Annotated in this window: 19 protein-coding genes; 12 read left to right on the forward strand and 7 right to left on the reverse strand. The window is 70.0% G+C overall.

Annotated elements, in window-relative coordinates:
* Positions 1–17 precede the first annotated feature (17 nt).
* The 4 genes from ACQPYZ_RS32135 to ACQPYZ_RS32150 all read left to right on the forward strand — a co-directional run bounded on the left by ACQPYZ_RS32135 (position 18) and on the right by ACQPYZ_RS32150 (position 4,758).
* A complete protein-coding gene (locus tag ACQPYZ_RS32135) occupies positions 18–2,000 on the forward strand; it encodes a 2-oxoacid:acceptor oxidoreductase subunit alpha (RefSeq protein WP_433162677.1) in 1,983 nt (660 codons plus the stop codon).
* Complete coding sequence (locus ACQPYZ_RS32140; RefSeq protein WP_433162678.1) at positions 1,997–3,076, forward strand: 2-oxoacid:ferredoxin oxidoreductase subunit beta; 1,080 nt, start codon at positions 1,997–1,999, stop codon at positions 3,074–3,076. The genes ACQPYZ_RS32135 and ACQPYZ_RS32140 overlap by 4 nt, the downstream gene beginning before the upstream one ends.
* Positions 3,077–3,115: 39 nt before the next feature.
* Complete coding sequence (locus ACQPYZ_RS32145) at positions 3,116–4,075, forward strand: GlxA family transcriptional regulator (protein ID WP_433162679.1); 960 nt, start codon at positions 3,116–3,118, stop codon at positions 4,073–4,075.
* Positions 4,076–4,191: 116 nt separating this feature from the next.
* Positions 4,192–4,758, forward strand: a complete 567-nt coding sequence (locus ACQPYZ_RS32150; RefSeq protein WP_433162680.1) for a hypothetical protein — start codon at positions 4,192–4,194, stop codon at positions 4,756–4,758.
* Between the two features lie 21 nt (positions 4,759–4,779).
* Here ACQPYZ_RS32150 and ACQPYZ_RS32155 read toward each other — a convergent pair whose 3' ends face one another.
* Together ACQPYZ_RS32155 and ACQPYZ_RS32160 are read right to left on the reverse strand one after the other, a co-directional pair.
* Positions 4,780–6,027: a DUF445 domain-containing protein gene (locus ACQPYZ_RS32155; RefSeq protein WP_433162681.1), complete on the reverse strand. Its 1,248-nt coding sequence runs from the start codon at positions 6,025–6,027 to the stop codon at positions 4,780–4,782.
* A gap of 27 nt (positions 6,028–6,054) precedes the next feature.
* Positions 6,055–7,248, reverse strand: a complete 1,194-nt coding sequence (locus ACQPYZ_RS32160) for an MFS transporter (RefSeq protein ID WP_433162682.1) — start codon at positions 7,246–7,248, stop codon at positions 6,055–6,057.
* A 53-nt stretch (positions 7,249–7,301) separates the two neighbouring features.
* On the opposite strand from ACQPYZ_RS32160, the gene ACQPYZ_RS32165 reads away from it, so the two are divergent.
* Both ACQPYZ_RS32165 and ACQPYZ_RS32170 read left to right on the forward strand, forming a co-directional pair.
* Complete coding sequence (locus tag ACQPYZ_RS32165) at positions 7,302–8,453, forward strand: alpha-hydroxy-acid oxidizing protein (protein ID WP_433162684.1); 1,152 nt, start codon at positions 7,302–7,304, stop codon at positions 8,451–8,453.
* Positions 8,450–9,106: an HAD family hydrolase gene (locus ACQPYZ_RS32170; protein ID WP_433162685.1), complete on the forward strand. Its 657-nt coding sequence runs from the start codon at positions 8,450–8,452 to the stop codon at positions 9,104–9,106. Before ACQPYZ_RS32165 ends, ACQPYZ_RS32170 begins: the two co-directional genes overlap by 4 nt.
* 58 nt (positions 9,107–9,164) lie before the next feature.
* On the opposite strand, the gene ACQPYZ_RS32175 is transcribed toward ACQPYZ_RS32170, so the two are convergent.
* Positions 9,165–9,926, reverse strand: coding sequence for a D-Ala-D-Ala carboxypeptidase family metallohydrolase (locus ACQPYZ_RS32175; RefSeq protein WP_433162686.1), 762 nt, complete (start codon positions 9,924–9,926; stop codon positions 9,165–9,167).
* A gap of 121 nt (positions 9,927–10,047) precedes the next feature.
* Entirely contained in the window at positions 10,048–10,800 is a 753-nt protein-coding gene (locus ACQPYZ_RS32180; protein WP_433162688.1) for a sugar phosphate isomerase/epimerase family protein, read from the reverse strand.
* Positions 10,801–10,908: 108 nt separating this feature from the next.
* On the opposite strand from ACQPYZ_RS32180, the gene rarD reads away from it, so the two are divergent.
* From rarD to ACQPYZ_RS32210, 6 genes are all read left to right on the forward strand, one after another.
* Positions 10,909–11,826, forward strand: coding sequence for an EamA family transporter RarD (rarD, locus tag ACQPYZ_RS32185; RefSeq protein ID WP_433162691.1), 918 nt, complete (start codon positions 10,909–10,911; stop codon positions 11,824–11,826).
* Positions 11,827–11,923: 97 nt separating this feature from the next.
* The gene (locus ACQPYZ_RS32190) at positions 11,924–13,996 is read left to right on the forward strand and encodes a PhoX family protein (protein WP_433162693.1); all 2,073 of its coding nucleotides are present in this window, start codon (positions 11,924–11,926) and stop codon (positions 13,994–13,996) included.
* 87 nt (positions 13,997–14,083) lie between these two features.
* Positions 14,084–14,566 carry an RrF2 family transcriptional regulator gene (locus tag ACQPYZ_RS32195; protein WP_433162694.1) on the forward strand — a complete coding sequence of 161 codons (483 nt, stop codon included), beginning with the start codon at positions 14,084–14,086 and terminating at the stop codon, positions 14,564–14,566.
* Between the two features lie 46 nt (positions 14,567–14,612).
* Positions 14,613–16,025, forward strand: coding sequence for an MFS transporter (locus ACQPYZ_RS32200; protein WP_433162695.1), 1,413 nt, complete (start codon positions 14,613–14,615; stop codon positions 16,023–16,025).
* Positions 16,026–16,046: 21 nt separating this feature from the next.
* Positions 16,047–16,505 carry a cupin domain-containing protein gene (locus ACQPYZ_RS32205; RefSeq protein WP_433162697.1) on the forward strand — a complete coding sequence of 153 codons (459 nt, stop codon included), beginning with the start codon at positions 16,047–16,049 and terminating at the stop codon, positions 16,503–16,505.
* An 87-nt stretch (positions 16,506–16,592) separates the two neighbouring features.
* The gene (locus ACQPYZ_RS32210) at positions 16,593–18,107 is read left to right on the forward strand and encodes a phospholipase D-like domain-containing protein (RefSeq protein ID WP_433162699.1); all 1,515 of its coding nucleotides are present in this window, start codon (positions 16,593–16,595) and stop codon (positions 18,105–18,107) included.
* Positions 18,108–18,301: 194 nt separating this feature from the next.
* Here ACQPYZ_RS32210 and ACQPYZ_RS32215 read toward each other — a convergent pair whose 3' ends face one another.
* Genes ACQPYZ_RS32215 through nuoN form a run of 3 tightly spaced genes read right to left on the reverse strand, consistent with a single transcriptional unit; the run spans position 18,302 to position 21,388 of the window.
* Positions 18,302–18,754 carry a hypothetical protein gene (locus tag ACQPYZ_RS32215; RefSeq protein WP_433162700.1) on the reverse strand — a complete coding sequence of 151 codons (453 nt, stop codon included), beginning with the start codon at positions 18,752–18,754 and terminating at the stop codon, positions 18,302–18,304.
* Positions 18,755–18,791: 37 nt separating this feature from the next.
* Positions 18,792–19,814, reverse strand: coding sequence for a polyprenyl synthetase family protein (locus ACQPYZ_RS32220; protein WP_433162702.1), 1,023 nt, complete (start codon positions 19,812–19,814; stop codon positions 18,792–18,794).
* The gene (gene nuoN, locus ACQPYZ_RS32225) at positions 19,811–21,388 is read right to left on the reverse strand and encodes an NADH-quinone oxidoreductase subunit NuoN (RefSeq protein WP_433169801.1); all 1,578 of its coding nucleotides are present in this window, start codon (positions 21,386–21,388) and stop codon (positions 19,811–19,813) included. Before nuoN ends, ACQPYZ_RS32220 begins: the two co-directional genes overlap by 4 nt.
* Positions 21,389–21,396: the final 8 nt, after the last annotated feature.

The raw sequence follows: 21,396 nt of genomic DNA on the forward strand, positions 1-21,396 counted from the left end.
CAAGCTTGGACTTGGAGATGAACAGAACAGTGACCATCGAGGTCAAGCAGCTCGACCGCGTGGTGATCCGCTTCGCCGGCGACTCCGGCGACGGGATGCAGCTCACGGGGGACCGGTTCACCGCGGAAACGGCATCGTTCGGCAACGACCTGTCGACGTTGCCCAACTTCCCCGCAGAGATCCGGGCACCAGCCGGGACCCTGCCGGGGGTGTCGTCGTTCCAGCTCCACTTCGCCGACCACGACATCCTGACGCCTGGTGATGCGCCCGATGTGCTGATCGCGATGAACCCCGCCGCACTCAAGGCGAACCTGCGCGACGTGCCGCGCGGCGCCACCCTGATCGTCGACACCGCCGACTTCACCGCGCGGAACCTGAAGCGGATCGGGTACGACGAGAACCCGCTGGAGACCGGTGAGCTCGAGGCCTACCACGTCGTACCGCTGAACCTCACCGGCATGACGGTGGAGTCGGTGAAGGAGTTCGGGCTGTCCCGCAAGGACGCCTCCCGGGCGAAGAACATGTACGCGCTCGGCCTGGTGTCCTGGTTGTTCCAGCGGCCGGTCGAGTCGACGATCACGTTCCTGGAGACCAAGTTCGCCGGCAAGCCGGACATCCGCGACGCGAACATCGCGGCCTTCCGGGCGGGCTACAACTTCGGCGAGACCGCCGAGGAGTTCTCGGTCCGGTACGAGGTGAAGCCGGCCAGCATGGCGACCGGCACCTACCGCAACATCTCCGGCAACCTCGCGCTCGCGTACGGCCTGGTGGCGGGCGCCCAGCGCTCCGGTCTGCCGCTGGTGCTCGGCGCCTACCCGATCACCCCGGCCTCGGACGTGCTGCACGAACTGTCGAAGCTCAAGCGGTTCAACGTGACCACGATTCAGGCCGAGGACGAGATCGCCGGTGTCGGCGCCGCGCTCGGCGCGTCGTTCGGTGGAGCGCTCGGCGTGACCACGTCGTCCGGCCCGGGGATCAGCCTGAAGTCGGAGACCATCGGCCTCGGCGTGATGCTCGAGCTGCCGTTGGTGGTCTGCGACATCCAGCGCGCCGGCCCGTCGACGGGGATGCCGACCAAGACCGAGCAGGCCGACCTGCTGCAGGTGATGTTCGGCCGCAACGGCGAGGCCCCGCTGCCGGTGGTCGCGGCCCAGTCCCCCGCGGACTGCTTCGCGATCGCGGTCGAGGCCGCCCGGATCGCGGTCACCTACCGGACGCCGGTGATCGTGCTGTCCGACGGCTACCTGGCCAACGGTTCGGAGCCGTGGCAGATCCCGGTGATCGAGGACCTGCCGACGATCGACCCGGACTTCACCCTCGAGCCGAATTCGACCAACGACAAGGGCGAGCCGGCGTACCTCCCCTACCTGCGCGACCCGGAGACCCTGGCCCGCGCCTGGGCGATCCCGGGTACGGCGGGCCTGGACCACCGGATCGGCGGGCTGGAGAAGGAGGACAAGACCGGCAACATCTCCTACGACCCGGCCAACCACGACCTGATGATCCGGACCCGGCAGGCGAAGGTGGACGGCATCGCCCGGTCGATCGAGCCGCTCGAGGTCGACGACCCGGACGGCGAGGCCAAGGTGCTGGTGCTCGGCTGGGGGTCGACGTACGGACCGATCGGCGCCGGTGTGCGCCGGGTCCGCAAGGTCGGCGGCAAGGTCGCGCAGGCCCACCTGCGGCACCTGAACCCGTTCCCGCCGAACCTCGGCGACGTCCTCGGCCGGTACGAGAAGGTCCTGGTCCCGGAGATGAACCTGGGACAGCTGGCGATGCTGCTGCGGGCGAAGTACCTGGTCGACGTGGTCTCGTACGCACAGGTTCGCGGGATGCCGCTGGGCGCGGCCGAGCTGGCCGAGGTGATCGGCAACCTGGTCGAGGAGACCGAGGGCATCGACGACGACGCCCGTCACCTGGGTGAGGCCGCGGCCGCCCTGAAGCACGGTGAGGCGCTGGCCGACTCCAACGGCCACCTCAGGACGGAGGGAGCACGATGAGCACGGTCGAGCTCGGCATGCCGAGTGTGCCGAACGGTCTGAGCGGGATCCCGGTCGCGACCGAGCCGCAGAACCGCAAGGAGTACGTGTCCGACCAGGAGGTCCGCTGGTGCCCGGGCTGCGGCGACTACGCCGTCCTGGCCGCGTTCCAGGGGTTCCTGCCGGAGCTCGGGATCAAGCGCGAGAACGTCGCGATGGTGTCCGGGATCGGCTGCTCGTCCCGCTTCCCGTACTACCTGTCGACGTACGGCATGCACTCGATCCACGGCCGCGCGCCGGCGATCGCGACCGGGCTCGCGGTGGCCCGGCCGGACCTGAGCGTGTGGGTGGTGACCGGTGACGGCGACGCGCTGTCGATCGGCGGCAACCACCTGATCCACACCCTCCGGCGGAACGTGAACCTGAAGATCCTGCTGTTCAACAACCGGATCTACGGCCTGACCAAGGGGCAGTACTCGCCGACCTCGGAGCCGGGCAAGGTGACCAAGTCCACGCCGATGGGCTCGGTCGACAACCCGTTCAACCCGGTGTCGCTGGCGCTCGGGGCCGAGGCGACGTTCGTGGCCCGGACGGTCGACTCCGACCGCAAGCACCTGACCCAGGTCCTGCGGGAGGCCGCGGAGCACCGCGGGACGGCGTTCGTGGAGATCTACCAGAACTGCCCGATCTTCAACGACAACGCGTTCGACGCGTTCAAGAACCCGGAGACCCGGGACGACGCGATCATCCCGCTGGTGCACGGTGAGCCGATCCGCTTCGGCAAGGACGGCCGCCTCGGCGTGGTCCGCGACGGCTTCGCCTCGCTGGCCGTGCGTGAGGTCGCCGACCTGCCGAACGGCGAGGCCGACCTGGTCGTCCACGACGCGCACACCGACGACCCGGCGTACGCGTTCGCCCTGTCCCGGCTGACCGACGCCGGCGTCCTGCACCAGGCCCCGATCGGCGTCTTCCGTAAGGTCGACCGGCCGGCGTACGACGACCTGGTCCGCCAGCAGATCACCACCTCCCAGGAAGCCCAGGGCACGGGTGACCTGCAGGCGCTCGTCACCGGCTCCGACACCTGGACCGTCAACTGAACAGCTAACGGTGGACACTCGGGCGCCTATCGTGGACAGGTGGGCGAACGAGTTGTCCTGGTGGTGGCGTACGACGGCGTCGAACTGCTCGACGTCGCGTGTGTGACGTCGTGTCTGGACATCGCGAACCGGATCGGGGCGAGTCCGCCGTACAAGGCGGTGCTGCTGACGCCGGGTGGGCGGGCCGTCACGTGTGATTCGGGGCTGCAACTGCAGGCGCACGACGCGCTCGAGCGGTTCAACGAACCCTTCGACACGTTGCTGGTGTCCGGCGGGCTCGGCCACGAGAAGGCCGCGGCCGACGCTCGGCTGGTCGGTCACGTACGCCGTCTCGCCGCGCTCGCCCGGCGGGTGACGTCGGCCTGCACCGGCGCGACCGTGCTCGCGGAGAGCGGCCTGCTGAACGGCCGCCGGGCGACGACGCACTGGATGTACGCCGACCGGCTGGCCGCGAACTACCCCGAGGTCCAGGTCGACGCCGACCCGATCTACATCCGGGACGGCCATGTCGCGACCTCGGGCGGCGTCACGAGCGCGCTGGACCTGACGTTGTCGTTCATCGAGGAGGACCACGGCGAGGCGCTCGCCCGCGGCGTCGCGATGGGGACGGTCGCCTATCTCCAGCGGCCGGGTGGGCAGTCGCAGATGAGCATGTTCGTGGCGACCCGGCTGAGCGGGGACCTGCTCGTCCGCCGGATCCGCGACCACATCCACAGCCACCTCGGCGCGGACCTGGCCACACCGGCGCTGGCGCGGTTCGCCGGCGTCAGCGAGCGACACCTGTCGCGGTTGTTCCTCACCCACGTCGAGCAGACGCCTGCGCAGTACGTCCGCCGGGTCCGGACCGAGGCGGCGGCGCACCTGGTGGCGTCGGCCGGGACCCCGCTCGTGGCGGTCGCGCGGCAGTGCGGGTTCGGGTCGACCGAGTCGCTGCGGCAGGCGTTCCTCGACCGGTACGGCGTACCTCCGTCGACGTACCGTCGCCAGCAGGCCGGCTGACGCGCGCCGTCTGGAGCCGAGCCGCACCGCAGGAATCCGGTCCGCTTCCCCAAGGATCCGGACGCGATCACGCGGAGGCGGCCGACTCGAGGGCTGGTGTCCGCAGGATCGGGCCCATGACGAACAGGGGGTTGACGGCAGGCTGGCCGACCGGGCTGGCCCTGGTCACCGCCGCGGCCGCGCTCGCGCTGATCATCGGGTTCGACCGGGAGGCCGAGTTCTTCGGCCCGGCGGTCGCGACGATGGCCGGGATCTACGTGATGGCCTACGCGATCGGCCGGCCGTGGACGGCCTGGGTGGCGTTCGCCGTCCTCAGCGCGGTGGCCTCGGTCTTCCACACCCTCGACGCCGCCGGCGCCTGGTCCGTCGAGCCCGGCGTAGGGATGGTCGCGGTCCTGGTCGTGCTGTGGGTATGGGCGATCGTCCGGCGCCGGTACGCCGAGCCGACGTTCACGCTGGAGACCGCCGGCATGGTGTTCTTCGGCGCGATCACGATCCTCGTCGTCGCGACCGAGTCGACCGCCGCGATCGCGCTCGCCGGCCTCGGCTGGCTGCTGCACGGCGCGTGGGACGCGTACCACTTCCGGACGAACACGATCGTCAACCGCCCCTGGTCGGAGTACTGCGGCATCATCGACCTGATCGTCGGGGTCGCCCTGCTCGTGTCGGCGGTGACCCGATGAGCGACACCGAGGAGCGCAACCTCAGAGCAACTCGCTGACGGTGTGGATGATGAGGCCGACCAGGGCGCCGACGACGGTGCCGTTGATGCGGATGAACTGCAGGTCGCGGCCGACGTGCAGCTCGATCCGGGCGGCGGCCTCGCGGCCGTCCCAGCGCTCGATGGTGTCGGAGATGACCGAGACGATCTCGCTGCCGTAGGTGCGGATCACGTACCCGACCGCCTCGGCGGCCCGCGCGTCCACCTTCGACCGCAGCGACTCGTCGTCCTGCAGCCGCTGACCCAGGTCCTGCAGCGCCTTGGTCCCGCGCACCCGCAACGTGCTGTCCGGGTCGTTGATCGAGTCGATCAGCGCCGTCCGGACGGCGTCCCACACGGCGGTCAGGCTGGACCCCATGTCGGGGTGCGTCAGCATCCGGGCCTTGAACGTCTCGAACCGGTCCATCACCTCCGGGTCGTGCTGCAGGTCGTCGGCGAGCTCGCTGAGCAGCTTGTCGATCGCCTTCCGGGCCGCGTGCGCCGGATTGTCGCGGACGTCGGCCAGCCAGGCCAGCGCCTCGCGGTGGATCCGGTCGATCACCAGCCGGTCGACCCACTGCGGTGACCACCGCGGCGCCCGCGGCCCGACGACCTCGGCCAGCAGCTCCCGGTTGTCGCGCAGCCAGTCGTGTGCCTCGACCATGAGCAGGTCGAACAGGGCGTGGTGCGCGCCGTCGTCGACCACCGACTGCAGGAAGTGGCCGGCGATCGGGCTCAGCGGCTCCTTGACGAACCGCGGCAGCAGCGACCCGCGGACGAACGCGGTCACGTCGTCGTCACCGAGCTTCGGCAGGGCCGCGCCGATCGTCCGCGCGCCCTCGGCCACGATCCGCTCGGCATGGTTGCCGGAGGCAAGCCACTCCCCGGCCCGGCGGCTGACCTCGGCGGTCCGCATCTTCTCCGCCACCACCTCCTCGGAGAGGAAGTTCTCGGTGACGAACTGCTCCAGGCTCTCGGCCAGGCTGTCCTTGCGGGTCGGCACGATCGCGGTGTGCGGGATCGGCAGCCCGAGCGGCCGGCGGAACAGCGCGGTGACCGCGAACCAGTCCGCCAGCGCACCCACCATGGCGGCCTCGGCCGCCGCGTTCACGTACCCCCAGGCGCCGTCCCGGTGCAGCGTGACCACGTAGACCACGGCCGCGAACACCAGCAACGACAACGCCACCGACCGCATCTGCCGGAGGCCGCGCCGCCGTACCTCGTCAGCAGCACTCAACGTCAAGGTCGCCATACCTTGATCTAACCAAGTCGGCGGTGATCACGCCCTCAGGCGACTCCCCCGGCGATCCATGAGTCCGGAGATCAGGGCGAGGACCAGGCCGGCGGCCGCGAGGGCGGCGCCGACGCGGCTGGGCCACTCGTAGCCGTAGCCTGCGGCCAGGACCACGCTGCCGAGCCAGGCGCCGAGGGCGTTCGCGATGTTCAGCGTCGAGTGGTTCAGGGACGCGGCCAGCGACTGGCCTTCGTGGGCGACGTCCATCAGCCGGGTCTGCAGCGCCGGGACCAGGATGCTCGCCGAGAACCCCATCGCGAACACCGCCGCGAGCGCGCCCGGCCGGGTCTGCGCGAGCCACCCGAACGTGCCGAGGACGACGGCGATCGCGATCAGGCCGCCGTACAGGCTCGGCATCAGCGCGCGGTCGGCGAGCCGGCCGCCGACGACGGTCCCGCACGTCATGCCGACGCCGTACACGGCGAGCACGATGGTGACCGCGGCCTCGGAGAAACCGGCCAGTTCCGTCATCGTCGGGGTGATGTAGGAGTAGGTCGCGAACATGCCGCCGAAGCCGACCATGCCGACCAGCAACGCCATCCACACCTGCGGCCGGGACAGCGCGCTCAACTCGCTGCGGACGTTGACGTCGCTGCCGACCGGCTGCGGTGTCACCCAGAACCAGACCGCGACCAGCGTCAGCAGACCCAGCCCGCCGACGGCCAGGAACGGCACCTGCCAGCCGAGCTTCTGGCCGAGCAGCGTGGTCACCGGGACTCCGACGATGTTGGAGACCGGCAGTCCGACCATGCTCATCGAGACCGCCCACGCCCGCCGGCCGGCGGGCACCATCGACGCCCCGACCACCGCACCGATCCCGAAGAACGCGCCGTGCGGCACCCCGGTCAGGAACCGCGCGGCCATCAGGAACTCGTAGCTGGAGGCAACGGCCGACAGCACGTTGCCGAGCACGAAGACCGCCATCAGCCCGAGCAGCAGCCGCTTCCGCCCGGTCCGCGCGCCGAGCGCCGCGATCACCGGCGCCCCGACCACGACGCCGAGCGCGTACGCCGAGACGACGTGCCCGGCGGTCGGGATGGAGACGCCCACCCCGTCGGCGATCTGCGGCAGCAGGCCCATGGTGACGAACTCGGTGGTGCCGATCGCGAACCCGCCGGTCGCCAGCGCGAACAACGCCAGTCCGACGTGCCGCCCGCCGCGATCAGTGTCAGGCGTCATCGAAGTTGTCACGACTGATTGTCCCATCGGACCGCCACCTGCAAGGATCCGGCATGGGCAACTTCGGAGACCACCAGTTGGGCATCTACCTCCAGGGCATGCTGCAAGGGACCAGGCCGGAGATCACCACGGACCTGGCCCGGCTGGAGTCTCAGGCTGCCGGCAAGCTGTCGGCGGAGGCGATGGGCTACATCGTCCCGAGCGCCGGCAGCGGCGCGACCGCGCGGGCCAACCTGGCCGCGTTCGACCGCTGGCGGCTGGTGCCGCGGATGCTCCGCGGCAGCACCGAGCGCGACCTGTCCTGCGCCATCCTCGGTACGCCGATGCCGGCGCCGGTGCTGATCGCGCCGATCGGCGTCCAGACGCTCGCCCACCCGGACGGCGAGCTGGCCACCGCGCGTGCGGCCGACGCGCTCGGGCTGACGTACACGCACTCGACGCAGGCGAGTCACGCGTTCGAGCAGATCGAGGCCGGCAGCAAGTGGTACCAGCTCTACTGGCCGACCGACCGCGACGTCTGTCTGAGCTTCCTGCGGCGCGCGAAGGCCGCCGGGTACGGCGTACTCGTCGTCACCCTGGACACCGGGACGCTCGGCTGGCGTCCGGCCGACCTGGACCGCGGCTTCCTGCCGTTCCTCAAGGGTGAAGGGCTGGCGAACTACTTCAGCGACCCGGCCTTCCAGGCGAAGCTGGTCAAACCGGTCGCGGAGGATCCGGCCGCGGCGGTGATGCACTGGGCGCAGATGTTCCCGAACGTCGGCCTGGGCTGGGACGAGCTGTCGTTCCTGCGGGAGAACTGGGACGGCCCGATCGTGCTGAAGGGGATCACCGCGGTCGACGACGCCAAACTCGCGGCCGAGCACGGCGTCGACGGCATCGTGGTGTCGAACCACGGCGGCCGGCAGGTGGACGGCGCGATCGGGGCGTTGGACGCGTTGCCGGCGATCGCCGAGGCGGTCGGCGAGCAGCTGACCGTGCTGTTCGACTCCGGTGTCCGCACCGGCGCGGACGCGGCCAAGGCGCTCGCGCTCGGCGCGAAGGCGGTGCTGCTCGGGCGGCCGCTGCTGTACGGTCTCGCGCTGGCCGGTCAGGCCGGCGTCGAGCACGTCCTGCGGTGTTTCCTGGCCGAGCTCGACCTCACGCTGGCGCTGTCCGGGTACGCGAACCACCGGGAGCTGAACCGCGACTCGCTGGTCCGCGCATGAAGGCGGTCATCTTCGACCTGGACGACACGTTGTTCGACCACACCACGTCGGCCACGAAGGCGCTCCATAGCTGGGTCCCGGCACTCGGCGGTACGTCGTCGGACGAGCTGGTCGCGCAGTGGTTCGTGATCGAGCAGCACTGCTTCGACCGCTGGCTGAACGGCGACACGACGCATCAGGGCCAGCGCCGGGAGCGGTTGCGCAGCTTCCTGCCGCTGATCGGCCACGTGGTCCCCGACGGCGACGCCGAGCTGGACGACATCTACACCGACTTCCTGGGGCACTACCGCGCCCATTGGGTCGCCTTCCCGGACGCGCAACCCGCCCTGGAGGTTGCCCGGAGCAACGGTTGGCGGATCGGCGTGCTGACGAACGGGAGTACGGCGCAGCAGAACGCCAAGCTGACCGAGATCGGGCTCGCGGCGCTGGTCGACGTGGTCTGCACGTCGGAGATCCTGGGGGTCAGCAAGCCGGATCCGCAGGCGTACCTGAGGACCTGCGAGGCCCTCGGCGCGGATCCGGCCGAAACCCTGATGATCGGCGACAACTACGACCTGGACGTGGCGGCGGCCCGGAAGGCGGGGCTCACTGCCCACCACCTCGACCGGGCCGCCGGTGTCACCCTGCTGGACCTACTCAGACGCCGCAGCTAGGCGCGTCCCAGACGTTGCTGGTGCGGATGTCTACACCCTCACCACAACGCCCGAAGGGCTAGACCCCGCAGGTGGGAGCGTCCCAGACGTTGCTTGTGCGGATATCGACGTGTGTGTGGTCGTTGTGGCCCGGGTAGCCGGGGCCGAAGATGCCGCCGAAGCCGTGGTTGCGGGCCTGCTTGGCCAGCGTGCAGAGCGAGTGCGACCCGACCAGGTCGGCCGACCGCCCGTACAGGTGCTGGCTGTTGCTCGCGCCACCGACCGAGTTGTTGCACGGGATGCTGCGGAACCCGCTGGTGACGTTCAGCGGCTGGTCGCCGAGCGCGTGCCGCATCGCCTCCAGCTGCCACATCGTCTGCAGCGCGTTCGCCTTCGTGGCCGCCGCACTCAGCGGTCCGCCGTCGAACCCGGAGCCGCCGCAGCCGTCGTCCAACTCGGTGTAGGTGAAGTGGATCGGCGTACAGTCGTCGTCCTGCAGCGAGTAGATCTTGCTGAAGGTCGCCGGTCCGGCGATGCCGTCGGCCGCGAGTCCGTACGCCGACTGGAAGCGCTGGACGGCCGCCTTGGTCGCCGGCCCGAACGCACCGTCCGTGGCCAGATGACCGCCGTACCCGGGCCAGCCGGCCACCCGGATCTGCAACTGGCGCACGTCCTCGCCGCTGGCGCCTTGGGAGAGCGTGCGACCCCACGTGTAGCAGCCGTCCGCGTGGGCCTTGGTCGCGCTGACCACCTGCGTGGTCACGGTCGCGCCGACCATGGCGGCGAACAGCGCCAGGACGGCCAGCAACCGGGGTAGGGGTTTACTCAGGAGTCGGGACATCGGACACCTCCGGGGCGGTGAAGGAACCTGTCCGAGCCAGCATTACGGCACCATCCACCCCTTGGCCAGTCCTGGGTGAAACTTTCTGACCAACACGCGGAGAAATCGCGTGGTGACGCGATCAGATCCAGGAGTGCAGGTCGGCCGCGTCCTTGGCGAGCCGCTCCGGCGAGTCGTCGGCGACGAACTCGAGCAGCGCGTTGATCTCGCGGTCCTCGGCGGCCAGCCGGTTGAGCACGGGCCGCCACAGCGACTCCCGGCCGGCCAGCGGGAGCCGGTAGTTCGACGGCCACCAGGAGAACACGTGCACGGTCGTCAGCCACGGCATCAACGCCTCGAGTTGCTCGAGGCACGCGGCGTCGCTGAGGTCGACCGGCGGCTGCCAGTAGGTCTTGAGGTTGGGCGCGCCGACGTCGAGCAGCAGCGTGATGGTCGAGTCCACCTCGTCGGTCAACGTGTTGCGGTGGAACTCGAGGGCGATCTCGACCCCGGAGCCGGCCGCCACGTCCGCGAGCTCGGCCAGTCCACGGGTCACCGCCATCCGGTCCCCCACCCCGGCGTCCGCCGTACCGACGTTGCCGGCCCAGACCCGGATCCGGGGAGCTCCGAGGGCCACGGCGGTGGCGACGGCGGAGCGCATCTCCTCGCGGTCGACACTGCCGGCCCGCAGGTACGAGCCGTACGCCGCGATCGCCAGTCCCCGGTCGTCGCACAAGGCCTTCACCCGCTTGGCGGTGTTCAGATTCCCGAGCGGCACGTGCACGTCGCCGCCCCACTCGACCGCCGCGAGCCCGGCCCCGGCCGCGACCTCCACCACCTCGTCGGCCGGCAACTGGCGGAACGTCACCGAGACCAGACCGGTCCTCACACCCACGCGTGCCTCCTCGTGTCCACCCCTCTATCCAACCGCATCACACCAGCGCGTCTCACGTCATGAGCAAACAGCTTGGACGCCACTGTTGCCTGCGCCTAGGGTGGAGGGGTGCCAGAGCAGCGGAGAGGGTTCGTCTACGGCCTCGCCGCGTACCTGATCTGGGGTCTCTTCCCGCTCTACTGGAAGCTCCTGGACCGTTCCGGAGCCGTCGAGGTGCTGGCCCACCGGGTCGTCTGGTCGATGGTGACGATCGCCCTACTGGTCGTCGTACTGCGGAAGTTCGGCCAGGTGAGAGCGGTCCTTCGGGACCCGCGGCGGCGGTGGCGATTGATCGCGGCCGCGGTGCTGATCTCGGTGAACTGGGGCACCTACATCTGGGGCGTGCACAACCACCGGGTCGTGGAGACGTCCCTCGGGTACTTCGTCACTCCGCTGTTCACCGTGCTGCTCGGCGTCCTCGTGCTGAAGGAGAAGCTGCGGACGGTGCAGTGGGCGGCGCTCGCGATCGCCTTCATCGCGGTGATCGGGCTGACCGTCGAGAACGGCAAGCCGCCGTGGGTCGCGCTCATCCTGACCTTCTCGTTCGGGCTGTACGGGCTGGCGAAGAAACAGGCCGGCGCCGGGGCGATCGAGGGGATGGCGATCGAGACCGCCACGGTCGCGCCGGTCGCGCTCGCGGCGATCGTCGTGCTCGGAGCGCAAGGGCAGTCGACGGTCACCGACCACGGCGCGGGGTACCTGGTCGTGCTCCTGCTGGCCGGGCCGATCACGTCGATCCCACTGATGCTGTTCGGCGCGGCCTCGACCCGGGTGTCCATGACCACGCTGGGTCTGCTGAACTACATCACCCCGACCATGCAGTTCGCGCTGGCGGTGCTGCTCTTCCACGAGGCGATGTCGCCGATGCGCTGGGCCGGCTTCGGCCTGGTGTGGCTGGCGCTGGCGATCTTCACCTGGGACAGCATGGCGCACCGGCGCCGGATCCAGTCGCTCGAACGGGCCGCGCTGACCGCCTCCGCAGTGTGACTGTTCGGCTTCTCCTTGCTACTTAGGGCAACCTAAGCCTTCGGACGTTCACCTGACCTTCACGTAGTTACCGCCTGGCCTCCCTAGGGTCCCGGGCGTGACCAAGTTCCTGCCGCTGATCAGCCAGATCGGCACCCGCCACGGATCCCGAAGCTTCCGCACCTGTGAACTCAAGTGCGCCAACCAGTGCGACCACCCGGAGCCGAACACCTCCGGCAACGAGCACATCCAGACGGTGATGCGGTCGGCGTTCTCCCGCCGCAACGTCCTCAAGGTCGGCGCCGCCGGCGTCGCGGCCGCCGGCGTCGGCGCGCTCGCGGCCAACCTCACCCCCGCGGCCGCCGACCAGTCGGCCGGCGCCGGCTGGGGCGGTGACCAGGGCAACGGTTCGTTCCCCGGTTTCGGCAAGAAGGGTGCGCTCACGCACGGCGTCGTACCGCCGAACCGCAAGGACGACATCGTCGTCCCGCGCGGCTACGACCAGTCCGTCATCATCGGCTGGGGTGACCCGGTCGAGTACGGCGCGCCGCGGTTCGACGCGTACCGGCAGTCGCCCGAGGCGCAGGCCAAGCAGTTCGGGTACAACAACGACTACACGATGATCGTGCCGCTGCGCGACGAGCGGAAGGCGCTGCTCGTCTGCAACCACGAGTACACCGACGAGAACCTGATGTTCCCGGCCGGCAAGTACGACCAGAAGACGATCGCGAAGATCGCCATGGCCGCGCACGGCATGACCGTGGTCCAGATCGAGCGGGTCGGCCGCAGCGGCGAGTGGCGCCGGGACCGGCAGGGCTCGAAGTACAACCGCCGGATCACCGCCACCACGAAGTTCGAGGTCACCGGCCCGGCCGCGTCCGACCCGCGCGTCGGCAAGGTTGCCTACGGCACCTTCGGCAACTGCGCCGGCGGCGTCACCCCGTGGGGCACGATCCTGTCCGGAGAGGAGAACTTCAACGGGTACTACGACGTGTCCGGCACGATCCCGGCGGAGTACGTCGACAGCTACAAGCGGTACGGCGTCCCGACCACGGTGACCAAGTCGGCCCGTGAGTGGAGCACCGTCGACCCGCGGTGGGACCTGAGCAAGACGCCGACCGAGGTCTTCCGGGCCGGCTGGATCGTCGAGGTCGACCCGTACGACCCGAAGGCGGCGCCGAAGAAGCGGACCATGCTGGCCCGGCTCAAGCACGAGGGCGCGACCACCACGATCACCGCCGACGGGCGGATCGCGGTGTACCTCGGCGACGACGAGAAGGGCGAGTACATCTACAAGTTCGTCTCGGCCGGCAAGTACGACGAGAAGAACCGGAAGAAGAACTTCGGCCTGCTCGACGAGGGCACCCTGTACGTCGCCAAGTTCACCGGCGACGGCGCCGGGGACGGCCTGTACGACGGCACCGGCCAGTGGATCCCGCTGACCACGGACAAGAAGTCGTTCATCGACGGCATGTCCGTGCAGGAGGTGCTGATCAACACCCGGATCGCCGCGGACAAGGTCGGCGCGACCCGGATGGACCGGCCCGAGGACGTCGAGCGGAACCCGGTCAACGGCCGGGTCTACGCCGCGCTGACGAACAACGACAACCGGGGCGTGAAGTTCCCGGCCGACGAGGCGAACCCGATCGTGACGTCGCACACCCGCGACACCCTCGGCGGCCCGCTGATCGAGAAGGCCGGCAACCGCAACGGCTACGTGCTCGAGCTGACCGAGGAGGGCGACGACGCGGCCAAGACCGGCTTCTTCTGGACGCTCTTCCTGGTCTGCGGCGACCCGGCCGCGCAGGAGACGTACTTCGGCGGGTTCGACAAGACCAAGGTGAGCCCGATCTCCTGCCCGGACAACGTCGCCTTCGACGGCTCCGGCAACCTGTGGATCTCCACCGACGGCAACGTGCTCGGCTCGAACGACGGCATCTTCACCGTCCCGGTGGCCGGCCCGAACCGCGGTCAGGTCAAGCAGTTCCTGTCCGTGCCGTTCGCGTCCGAGGCCTGCGGTCCGTTGGTGTCGGAGGACGACAAGACCGCGTTCGTCGCCGTCCAGCACCCGGGCGAGACCGACGACGCGACCTTCGAGAAGCCGACCTCGACCTGGCCGCACACGCACAAGTACCCGCGCCCGGCGATCGCCTGTGTCTGGCGCAAGGACGGCGGCCGCGTCGGCAGCTGACCGGCCGATCGAATCGCACGAGGCCCGGCACTCTGGAGGGTGCCGGGCCTCTTGCGGTCCCGATCCTGGATGTTTAGTATCCAGGTTATGAAGATGAACGAGGGCGTCGAGTGGGCGATGCACAGCTGTGTGAACCTCAGCTGGGTGCCGGGTCAGCCGGTCACCGCCAAGCACCTCGCCGCCTTCTACGACCTGCCCACGGCGTACCTGAACAAGCAGCTCCAGGCGCTCACCCGGGCCGGCATCCTCAGCTCGGTCTCCGGACCGAAGGGCGGCTTCCAGCTCGCCCGCGACCCGCGCAACATCTCGCTGCTGGACATCGTCGTCGCCATCGACGGGCCGGACGAGGCGTTCCGCTGCACGCAGATCCTCAAGGCCGGCCCGGGCGCGGATCCGACAGCCGACTACACCAAGGTCTGCCTGGTCTCCCAGGCGATGCGGACCGCGGAGCTCGCCTACCGCCGCGAGCTGGCCGGCCAGACGATCGCGGACATCGCCGAGCGCGTGGTAGCGCGGACCCCCGAGGCACCCACCCGGGTCCGCACCCGCTTCGCCAACCTGAAGTCCTGACCTTCTCGTTGCCATCGTCAACCATTTCCGCCGGAGTTGATTCTGGATGTCTGATATCCGAAATAAGCCGCTGGTGCTCGCGCTGCTGGCGTTCGCCCAACTGATCATCGCGATCGACTACACGATCGTGTTCGTCGCGGTGCCCGACATCGGCCGCGAGCTCGGGTTCGCCGCGCACAACCTGCAATGGGTGGTCAGCGGGTACGCCGTCGCGTTCGGCGGCCTGCTGCTGCTCGGCGGCCGGATGGCCGACCTCCTCGGCCGCCGCCGGATGTTCACCCTCGGCCTCTTCCTGTACGGCGTCTCGTCGCTGGCCGGTGGATTCGCCGGCGAGCCGGGGCTCCTGGTCGCGGCCCGCGCCGTACAGGGCTTCGGCGGCGCGATCCTCGCCCCCGCCGTCCTCTCGCTGATCGGCACGCTCTTCGAGGAGGGACGCGAACGCAACCGCGCGTTCTCGATCTGGGGTGCGGCCGGCGGCAGCGGGATGGCGCTCGGCTCGCTGCTCGGCGGCGTCCTCACGCAGTCGTTCGGGTGGCCGGCGGTGTTCTTCGTGAACGTGCCGCTCGCGCTGATCGGCGTGGTCGCCGGTCTGCTGCTCCTTCCGCTCGACGTGGCCAGGCAGGCAGGCCGACGCTTCGACGTACCCGGTGCGCTGACGGCGACCGCGGGTATCACCTCGGTCGTGTTCGCGCTGGTCCAGGGACCGGCCACCGGATGGAACGGCATCAGCCTGACCGCCGCGGTCGTCGGTGCCGTCCTCCTCGCCCTCTTCGTGCTGATCGAGGCGCGGTCCGCGGATCCGCTGATGCCCCTGCAGCTGCTGGGGATCCGGAACCTCCGCACCGGCTTCTTCGTGATCACCCTGTTCGCCGCGACCTTCGGGCCACTGCTGTACTTCGAAACCGTCTACTTCCAGGACATCCACGGCTACAACGCTCTGCAGACCGGCCTCGCGTACCTCGTGCCGACCGTCGCGATCTTCGTCGGCGCCAACCTCGGCGGCCGGCTGGCGACCCGCTTCGGCCTGCACCTCACGCTGGCCGTCAGCCTCGCGATCGGCGCGCTCGGGACCGCGCTTCTCGGGGTGGGTCTGTCGACCAGTGCGCCGTACGCCGAGCTGGTCCCCGGACTGTTGATCCTGGGACTCGGGCAGGGCAGTGCGTTCACCACCATGTACGCCGCGGCGTCGACCGGGGTCGCGGCCGAGTACCAGGGCATCGGGTCCGGGATGGCGTCGACCGGTCAGCAGATCGGCAACGCGGTCGGCCTGGCCGTCCTGGTCGCGATCGCCAACCGCGGGGTCGAGGGCCTGACCGGTGACACCCTCCGCACCACCACCACCCAGGGCATCCGGATCGCCGTCCTGATCACCGCCGCCGGGATCGTGCTCACCGCCGTCCTGGCACTCACCGGCCGCAAGACCCCGGCACCGGCGCTCGTCGATGCCGTCAGCAACTAATCCGCACAGAGGAGCTCGACCATGGAACCTGTACTGATCCGCGCCGACGACGCCGAGGTGCTGTCCGCCAGCGGTGTCACCCTGTTCGCCGACGTCGAGGCCACCGGCGGACACCTGACCAGCCACCGCTCCGTCTTCCATCCCGGTAAGGAAGGCGCTCCCCCGCACCTGCACAAGGAGGCCGCCGAGCTGTTCTTCGTGCTGTCCGGCTCACTCCGGGTGCTCACCGGGGAGGACGTGATCACGCTGGCCCAGGGTGACTTCCTCGTCGTACCGCCGAACACGCCGCACGCGTTCGAGGCGGCGGGCGACACGGAGGCCGAGGTCCTCTTCGTCCTTACGCACGCGAAGCCCCGGTTCGGCTACTACCGCCTGCTCGAAGGCGTGTACCGCGGCGAGACCGACCCGGCCGAGCTCGGGAAGACCAGCGACCTCTACGACAACCACTACGTCGAAAGCGCGGCCTGGCAGGCGCGGTGATGACCGACGGTGCCCGGCTCGTCGCACGATGACGGGCCGGGCACCGCCATACCTCATGACCTGCGCGCTTTCGGGAACAGTGACGCTATGGGGCACGACTGGTTTCTGACCGCGGAGGAGCGCGGCAATCCGGCGACCGACATCGACGTCGACGGGCCGTGGATCGAGGGCAACCTGGTCCGGCCGCTGGTGCACGGCGCGACCTACTTCCAGCGGCTGTACGACGAACTGCGCGTACTGCGGGCCGGCGACCGGATCTACTTCACCGACTGGCGTGGTGATCCGGACGAGGCCCTCATCGACGACGGGCCGAGTATCGGGTCGATGCTGTGCGACCTGGCCCGTGCGGGCGTCGAGGTCCGCGCGCTGTTGTGGCGCTCCCACTCCGACCACCTGAACTTCAGCTCCCAGGAGAACCAGCACTTCGGGGCGGAGCTGAACGAGGCCGGCGGCGAGATCCTCCTCGACCAGCGGGTACGGCGACTCGCCTCGCACCACCAGAAGCTGTTCGTCATCCGCCACCGCGACCAGCCCGAGGCCGACGTCGCCTTCGTCGGCGGGATCGACCTGTGTCACGGCCGCCGCGACGACGACCGGCACCTCGGTGATCCGCAGACGGCACCGATGGACCCGCGGTACGGGAGCCGGCCGCCGTGGCACGACGTGATGCTCGAGGTGCGCGGACCGGCGGTCGGAGACCTGCTGCGGTGCTTCGTCGAGCGCTGGGACGATCGGCATCCGCTCGACCGGCGGACGCCGTACCGGATGGTGATCCAGCGGCTGGCGCGGATGCCGCGGCACCCGGAGCAGTTGCCGGAGTCGTTCCCGGATCCGCCAGCGGCCGGGCCGCACACCGTGCAGGTGCTGCGGACGTACGCGCACAAGCACCCCGGGTTCCCGTTCGCGCCGCAGGGGGAGCACAGCATCGCCCGGGCCTACCTGAAGGCGTTCGCGCGGGCCCGGTCGCTCATCTACGTGGAGGACCAGTACCTGTGGTCGTCCGCGGTCACGGACGGGATCCGGGAGGCGTTGGAGCGATCACCGGAGCTGCGGGTGATGGCCGTCGTACCGCGCTATCCGGACCAGGACGGCCGGATCAGCGGCCCGCCGGCGCGGCTCGCCCAGCTGGACGCGCTGCGGCTGCTGGAGTCGGACCGGGTCGCGATCTACAACCTGGAGAACGAGGACGGCGTACCGATCTACGTGCACGCGAAGGTCTGTATCGTCGACGACCAGTGGCTCACCGTCGGTTCGGACAACTTCAACCGCCGCTCCTGGACGAACGACAGCGAACTCACCTGCGCCGTCGACTCCGAATCCCTGTGCCGCTCGCTGCGCAAGGAGCTCTGGTCCGAACACCTCGCCACCGACGACCCCGAACTGGACCCGATCGCCGCCTTCGACCAGTGGCACCGAACCGCCGCCGCCCTGGACAAGTGGTACGAGTCCGGCCGCCAAGGCCCCCGCCCCGCCGGCCGCATCCGCCCCCACCACCCCGAACCGCTCACCCGCCTCCAGTCCCTCTGGGCCGCCTGGCTGGCCCACCACCTCTACGACCCCGACGGCCGCCCCCGAGCCCTACGCCGCGAAAACCGCTTCTAGCTAGCCGATGGCACGAAGGGTCACATCGAGGGCGTGCACACCGAGCACAGCTGGGAGCCTGCCTGGCTTGCGCTGAAATCAACGAGCCAGCTCATCACAACCAAGGTCTGCGACCCATCGGCCAACAACCCCTCCGGCTATAGAGCACGACCAGACGGCGACTCGGATCGCGCGGCACGGTGGAGATCTTGTGTTCAGTGCCTCATCTCAGATCGCACACGCCGCAACGCAGCCTTGAGTGCGGCGAGGTTCTCCTGGTGCCGACTGTCGAGCTCAGCGCGATCAACTGTCTTGTTCAGGGCTTCGACGTGTTCGCGGACTGACTCGAAGACGCCGTCGAGGCGCTCGTTGCCGCTCAAGAACGTCGCTTGCCCGATCGCCGATCGCGCAGTGAACTCGCGGCGGTATGCCTCTTGCCGAAGCGCCTCTCGTTCTTCCTCCGAGAACCCCTGGATCCTCGCCAACGCGCGGGCGAAGGTTGCGCGTTCGTACTCGTACAGAGCCGTCGCGCAGTCGCCGTACACCCGCACTTGGGCGCCGAGGATCTGACCTTCGCGGGCGCTCGAGCGCTGCCACCGAGCGGACAGCCAGACGCCGAGCAGCGTGGACACGAAACCCAGGGCGGCGACTACGACTGTGGTGTCCATCGGCCCAACCCTACGGTCTGCGCGCTCGCAACCGCTTCTAGACGGAGCGGGTGGCTACTAGGTCGCAGAGGGAGTCGAGGGCTTGGCGGGCGGGGCCTTCGGGGAGGGGGGAGAGGAGTTTGCGGGCGTCGGCGGCTCGGCGGCGTACGTCGTCCTCGGCCTGGCGGAAGGAGGGGTGGGCGCGGAGGAGCTCGAGGGTCTCTGTCAGGCGGGCGTCGTCGGAGAGATCGGAGTCGAGGAGCTCGAGCAGGCGGGCGTCGGCCGGGCGGGAGGCGTCCGCCTGGGCGCGGAAGATCAGCACCGGGAGGGTGGGCACGCCCTCGCGCAGGTCGGTGCCGGGAGTCTTGCCGGACTGGCCGGACTCCGAGGCGATGTCGAGCAGGTCGTCGGCCAACTGGAAGGCGACGCCGATCTCCTCACCGAAGGCCCGCAGCGACTCCTGGACCTCGTCCGGCGCACCGGCGTACCGGGCGCCGAAGAGCGCGGACGTCGCGATCAGCGAGCCGGTCTTGTCCGAGACCACCGACAGGTAGTGGGCCAGCGGATCCTGGCCCTCGGCGACCCCGAGGGTCTCGCGGATCTGCCCCTCGACCAGCCGGCCGAACGTGCGCGCCTGGATCCGGACCGCCTCCGGGCCCAGGTCGGCGACCAGGTCGGAGGCCCGGGCGAACAGCCAGTCGCCGGACAGGATCGCGACCGAGTTGTCCCAGGCCGCGTTCGCGGTGGACGAGCCCCGGCGCAGCGCCGCCTCGTCCATCACGTCGTCGTGGTGCAGCGTCGCCACGTGGGTCAGCTCGACCACCACCGCGGCCTTGACCACGTCCGCGGCCGCCGGCGACGGCCCGAACTCGGCTGCCAGCAGCACCAGCAACGGCCGGAACCGCTTGCCACCGGCAACCATCACGTGCTGCGCGGCCGCGGTGACGAACGGCGCCTCGGACTGGGTCGACTCGCGCAGTGCCTGCTCGACCGACTCCAGGCCGGCACGAACCCGGGCTTCGAGCGCCTCGTCGGCGAACGCGAAGCCCAGGCTCTCGGCCGGCAGCGGAGACGGACTCAACGGATGAACTCACCCGCGCGGGCCGCCAGCTCGAGCACCGGTCCGGGAACCAGGCCGAGAACCACCGTGGCGGCGAGACCGAGGGCGACCGCGGTCGTGGTCTGCCACCCGGGCAGGGCCACGTCCGGCGCGTCCGCCGGGAGGTCGGAGAAGAACATCAGCACGATCACCCGGACGTAGAAGAACGCCGCGACCAGGCTGCACAGTACGGCGACCACGACCAGCGGCCACGCGCCACCGGTCCAGGCCGCGGTGAACACCGCCCACTTGCCGGTGAAGCCCGCGGTCAGCGGGATGCCGGCGAAGGAGAGCAGGAAGAACGCGAAGATGCCGGCCAGCAGCGGCGACTTCTTGCCCAGTCCGGCCCACCGGGACAGGTGGGTGGCCTCGCCGCCGGCGTCGCGCACCAGCGTGACCACGGCGAACGCGCCGATGGTCGGGAAGCCGTACGTGACCAGGTAGAACAGCACCGCCTGGGTCGAGGTGACGCCGCTGAGCACGCCGTTCCCGGCCTGCGCGAGGCCGATGAACGCGGTCAGCAGGAAGCCCGCGTGCGCGATCGACGAGTACGCCAGCATCCGCTTCACGTCGGTCTGGGTGATCGCGACGATCGAGCCGACCACCATCGTCAGGATGGCGACCACCCACATCATCGGCGCCCAGTCCCAGCGGGTGCCGCCGAGGGCGACGTAGAAGACCCGCATCAGCCCGATGAACGCGGCGATCTTGGTGCAGGCCGCCATGAACCCGGTGACCGGCGTCGGCGCGCCCTGGTAGACGTCCGGCGTCCAGGAGTGGAACGGTACGGCGCCGACCTTGAACAGCAGGCCGACCCCGAGCAGACCGGTGCCGGCCAGCAGGATCGCCTCGCCGCCGGTCCGGCCGGCCAGCGCGTCCGAGATCCCGCCGAGCGACATCGTCCCGGCGTAGCCGTAGAGCAGTGCGATCCCGAACAGCAGGAACGCGGACGCGAACGCGCCCAGCAGGAAGTACTTCATCGCCGCTTCCTGCGAGATCAGCCGGCGACGGCGCGCCAGCCCGCAGAGCAGGTAGAGCGGCAGCGAGAACACCTCGAGCGCGACGAACAGCAGCAGCAGGTCGTTCGCCGAGGCGAACAGCATCATGCCGCCGACCGCGAACAGCGTCAGCGGGAAGATCTCGGTGTGCTCGACCTTGGCCGCCGTCCCCTCCCGCTCGGCCTCGGACCCCGGTACGGCGGCCGCCTGGCCGGCGAACGCGGACAGGCCACCGTCGACCGACCGCTCGGCGAACAGCAGCACGCTGATCAGCGTCAGCGCGAGCAGCACGACCCAGGTGAACAGCGCCGGGCCGTCGACCGAGATCGCGCCCTGCGCCGCGAGCAGTTCCTTGTTGTCGTTGATCAGGATGGCGGTCAGCACCCCGGCGACGACGATGGCCACCACCGTGATCGCCAGCTGCACCAGGTGCCGCAACGGCCGGGGCAGGAACGCCTCGGCGACGACCCCGAGGCAGGCCGCACCGAAGACGACGAACAGCGGCATCAGCTCGCCGTACTCGATCTTCGGCGCGGTGAAGTCCGCCAGCGGCAGCATCTGCGCGA

Origin of the sequence: Kribbella sp. CA-247076 (assembly GCF_050942445.1) — a bacterium.
Taxonomy (GTDB): Bacteria; Actinomycetota; Actinomycetes; order Propionibacteriales; family Kribbellaceae; genus Kribbella.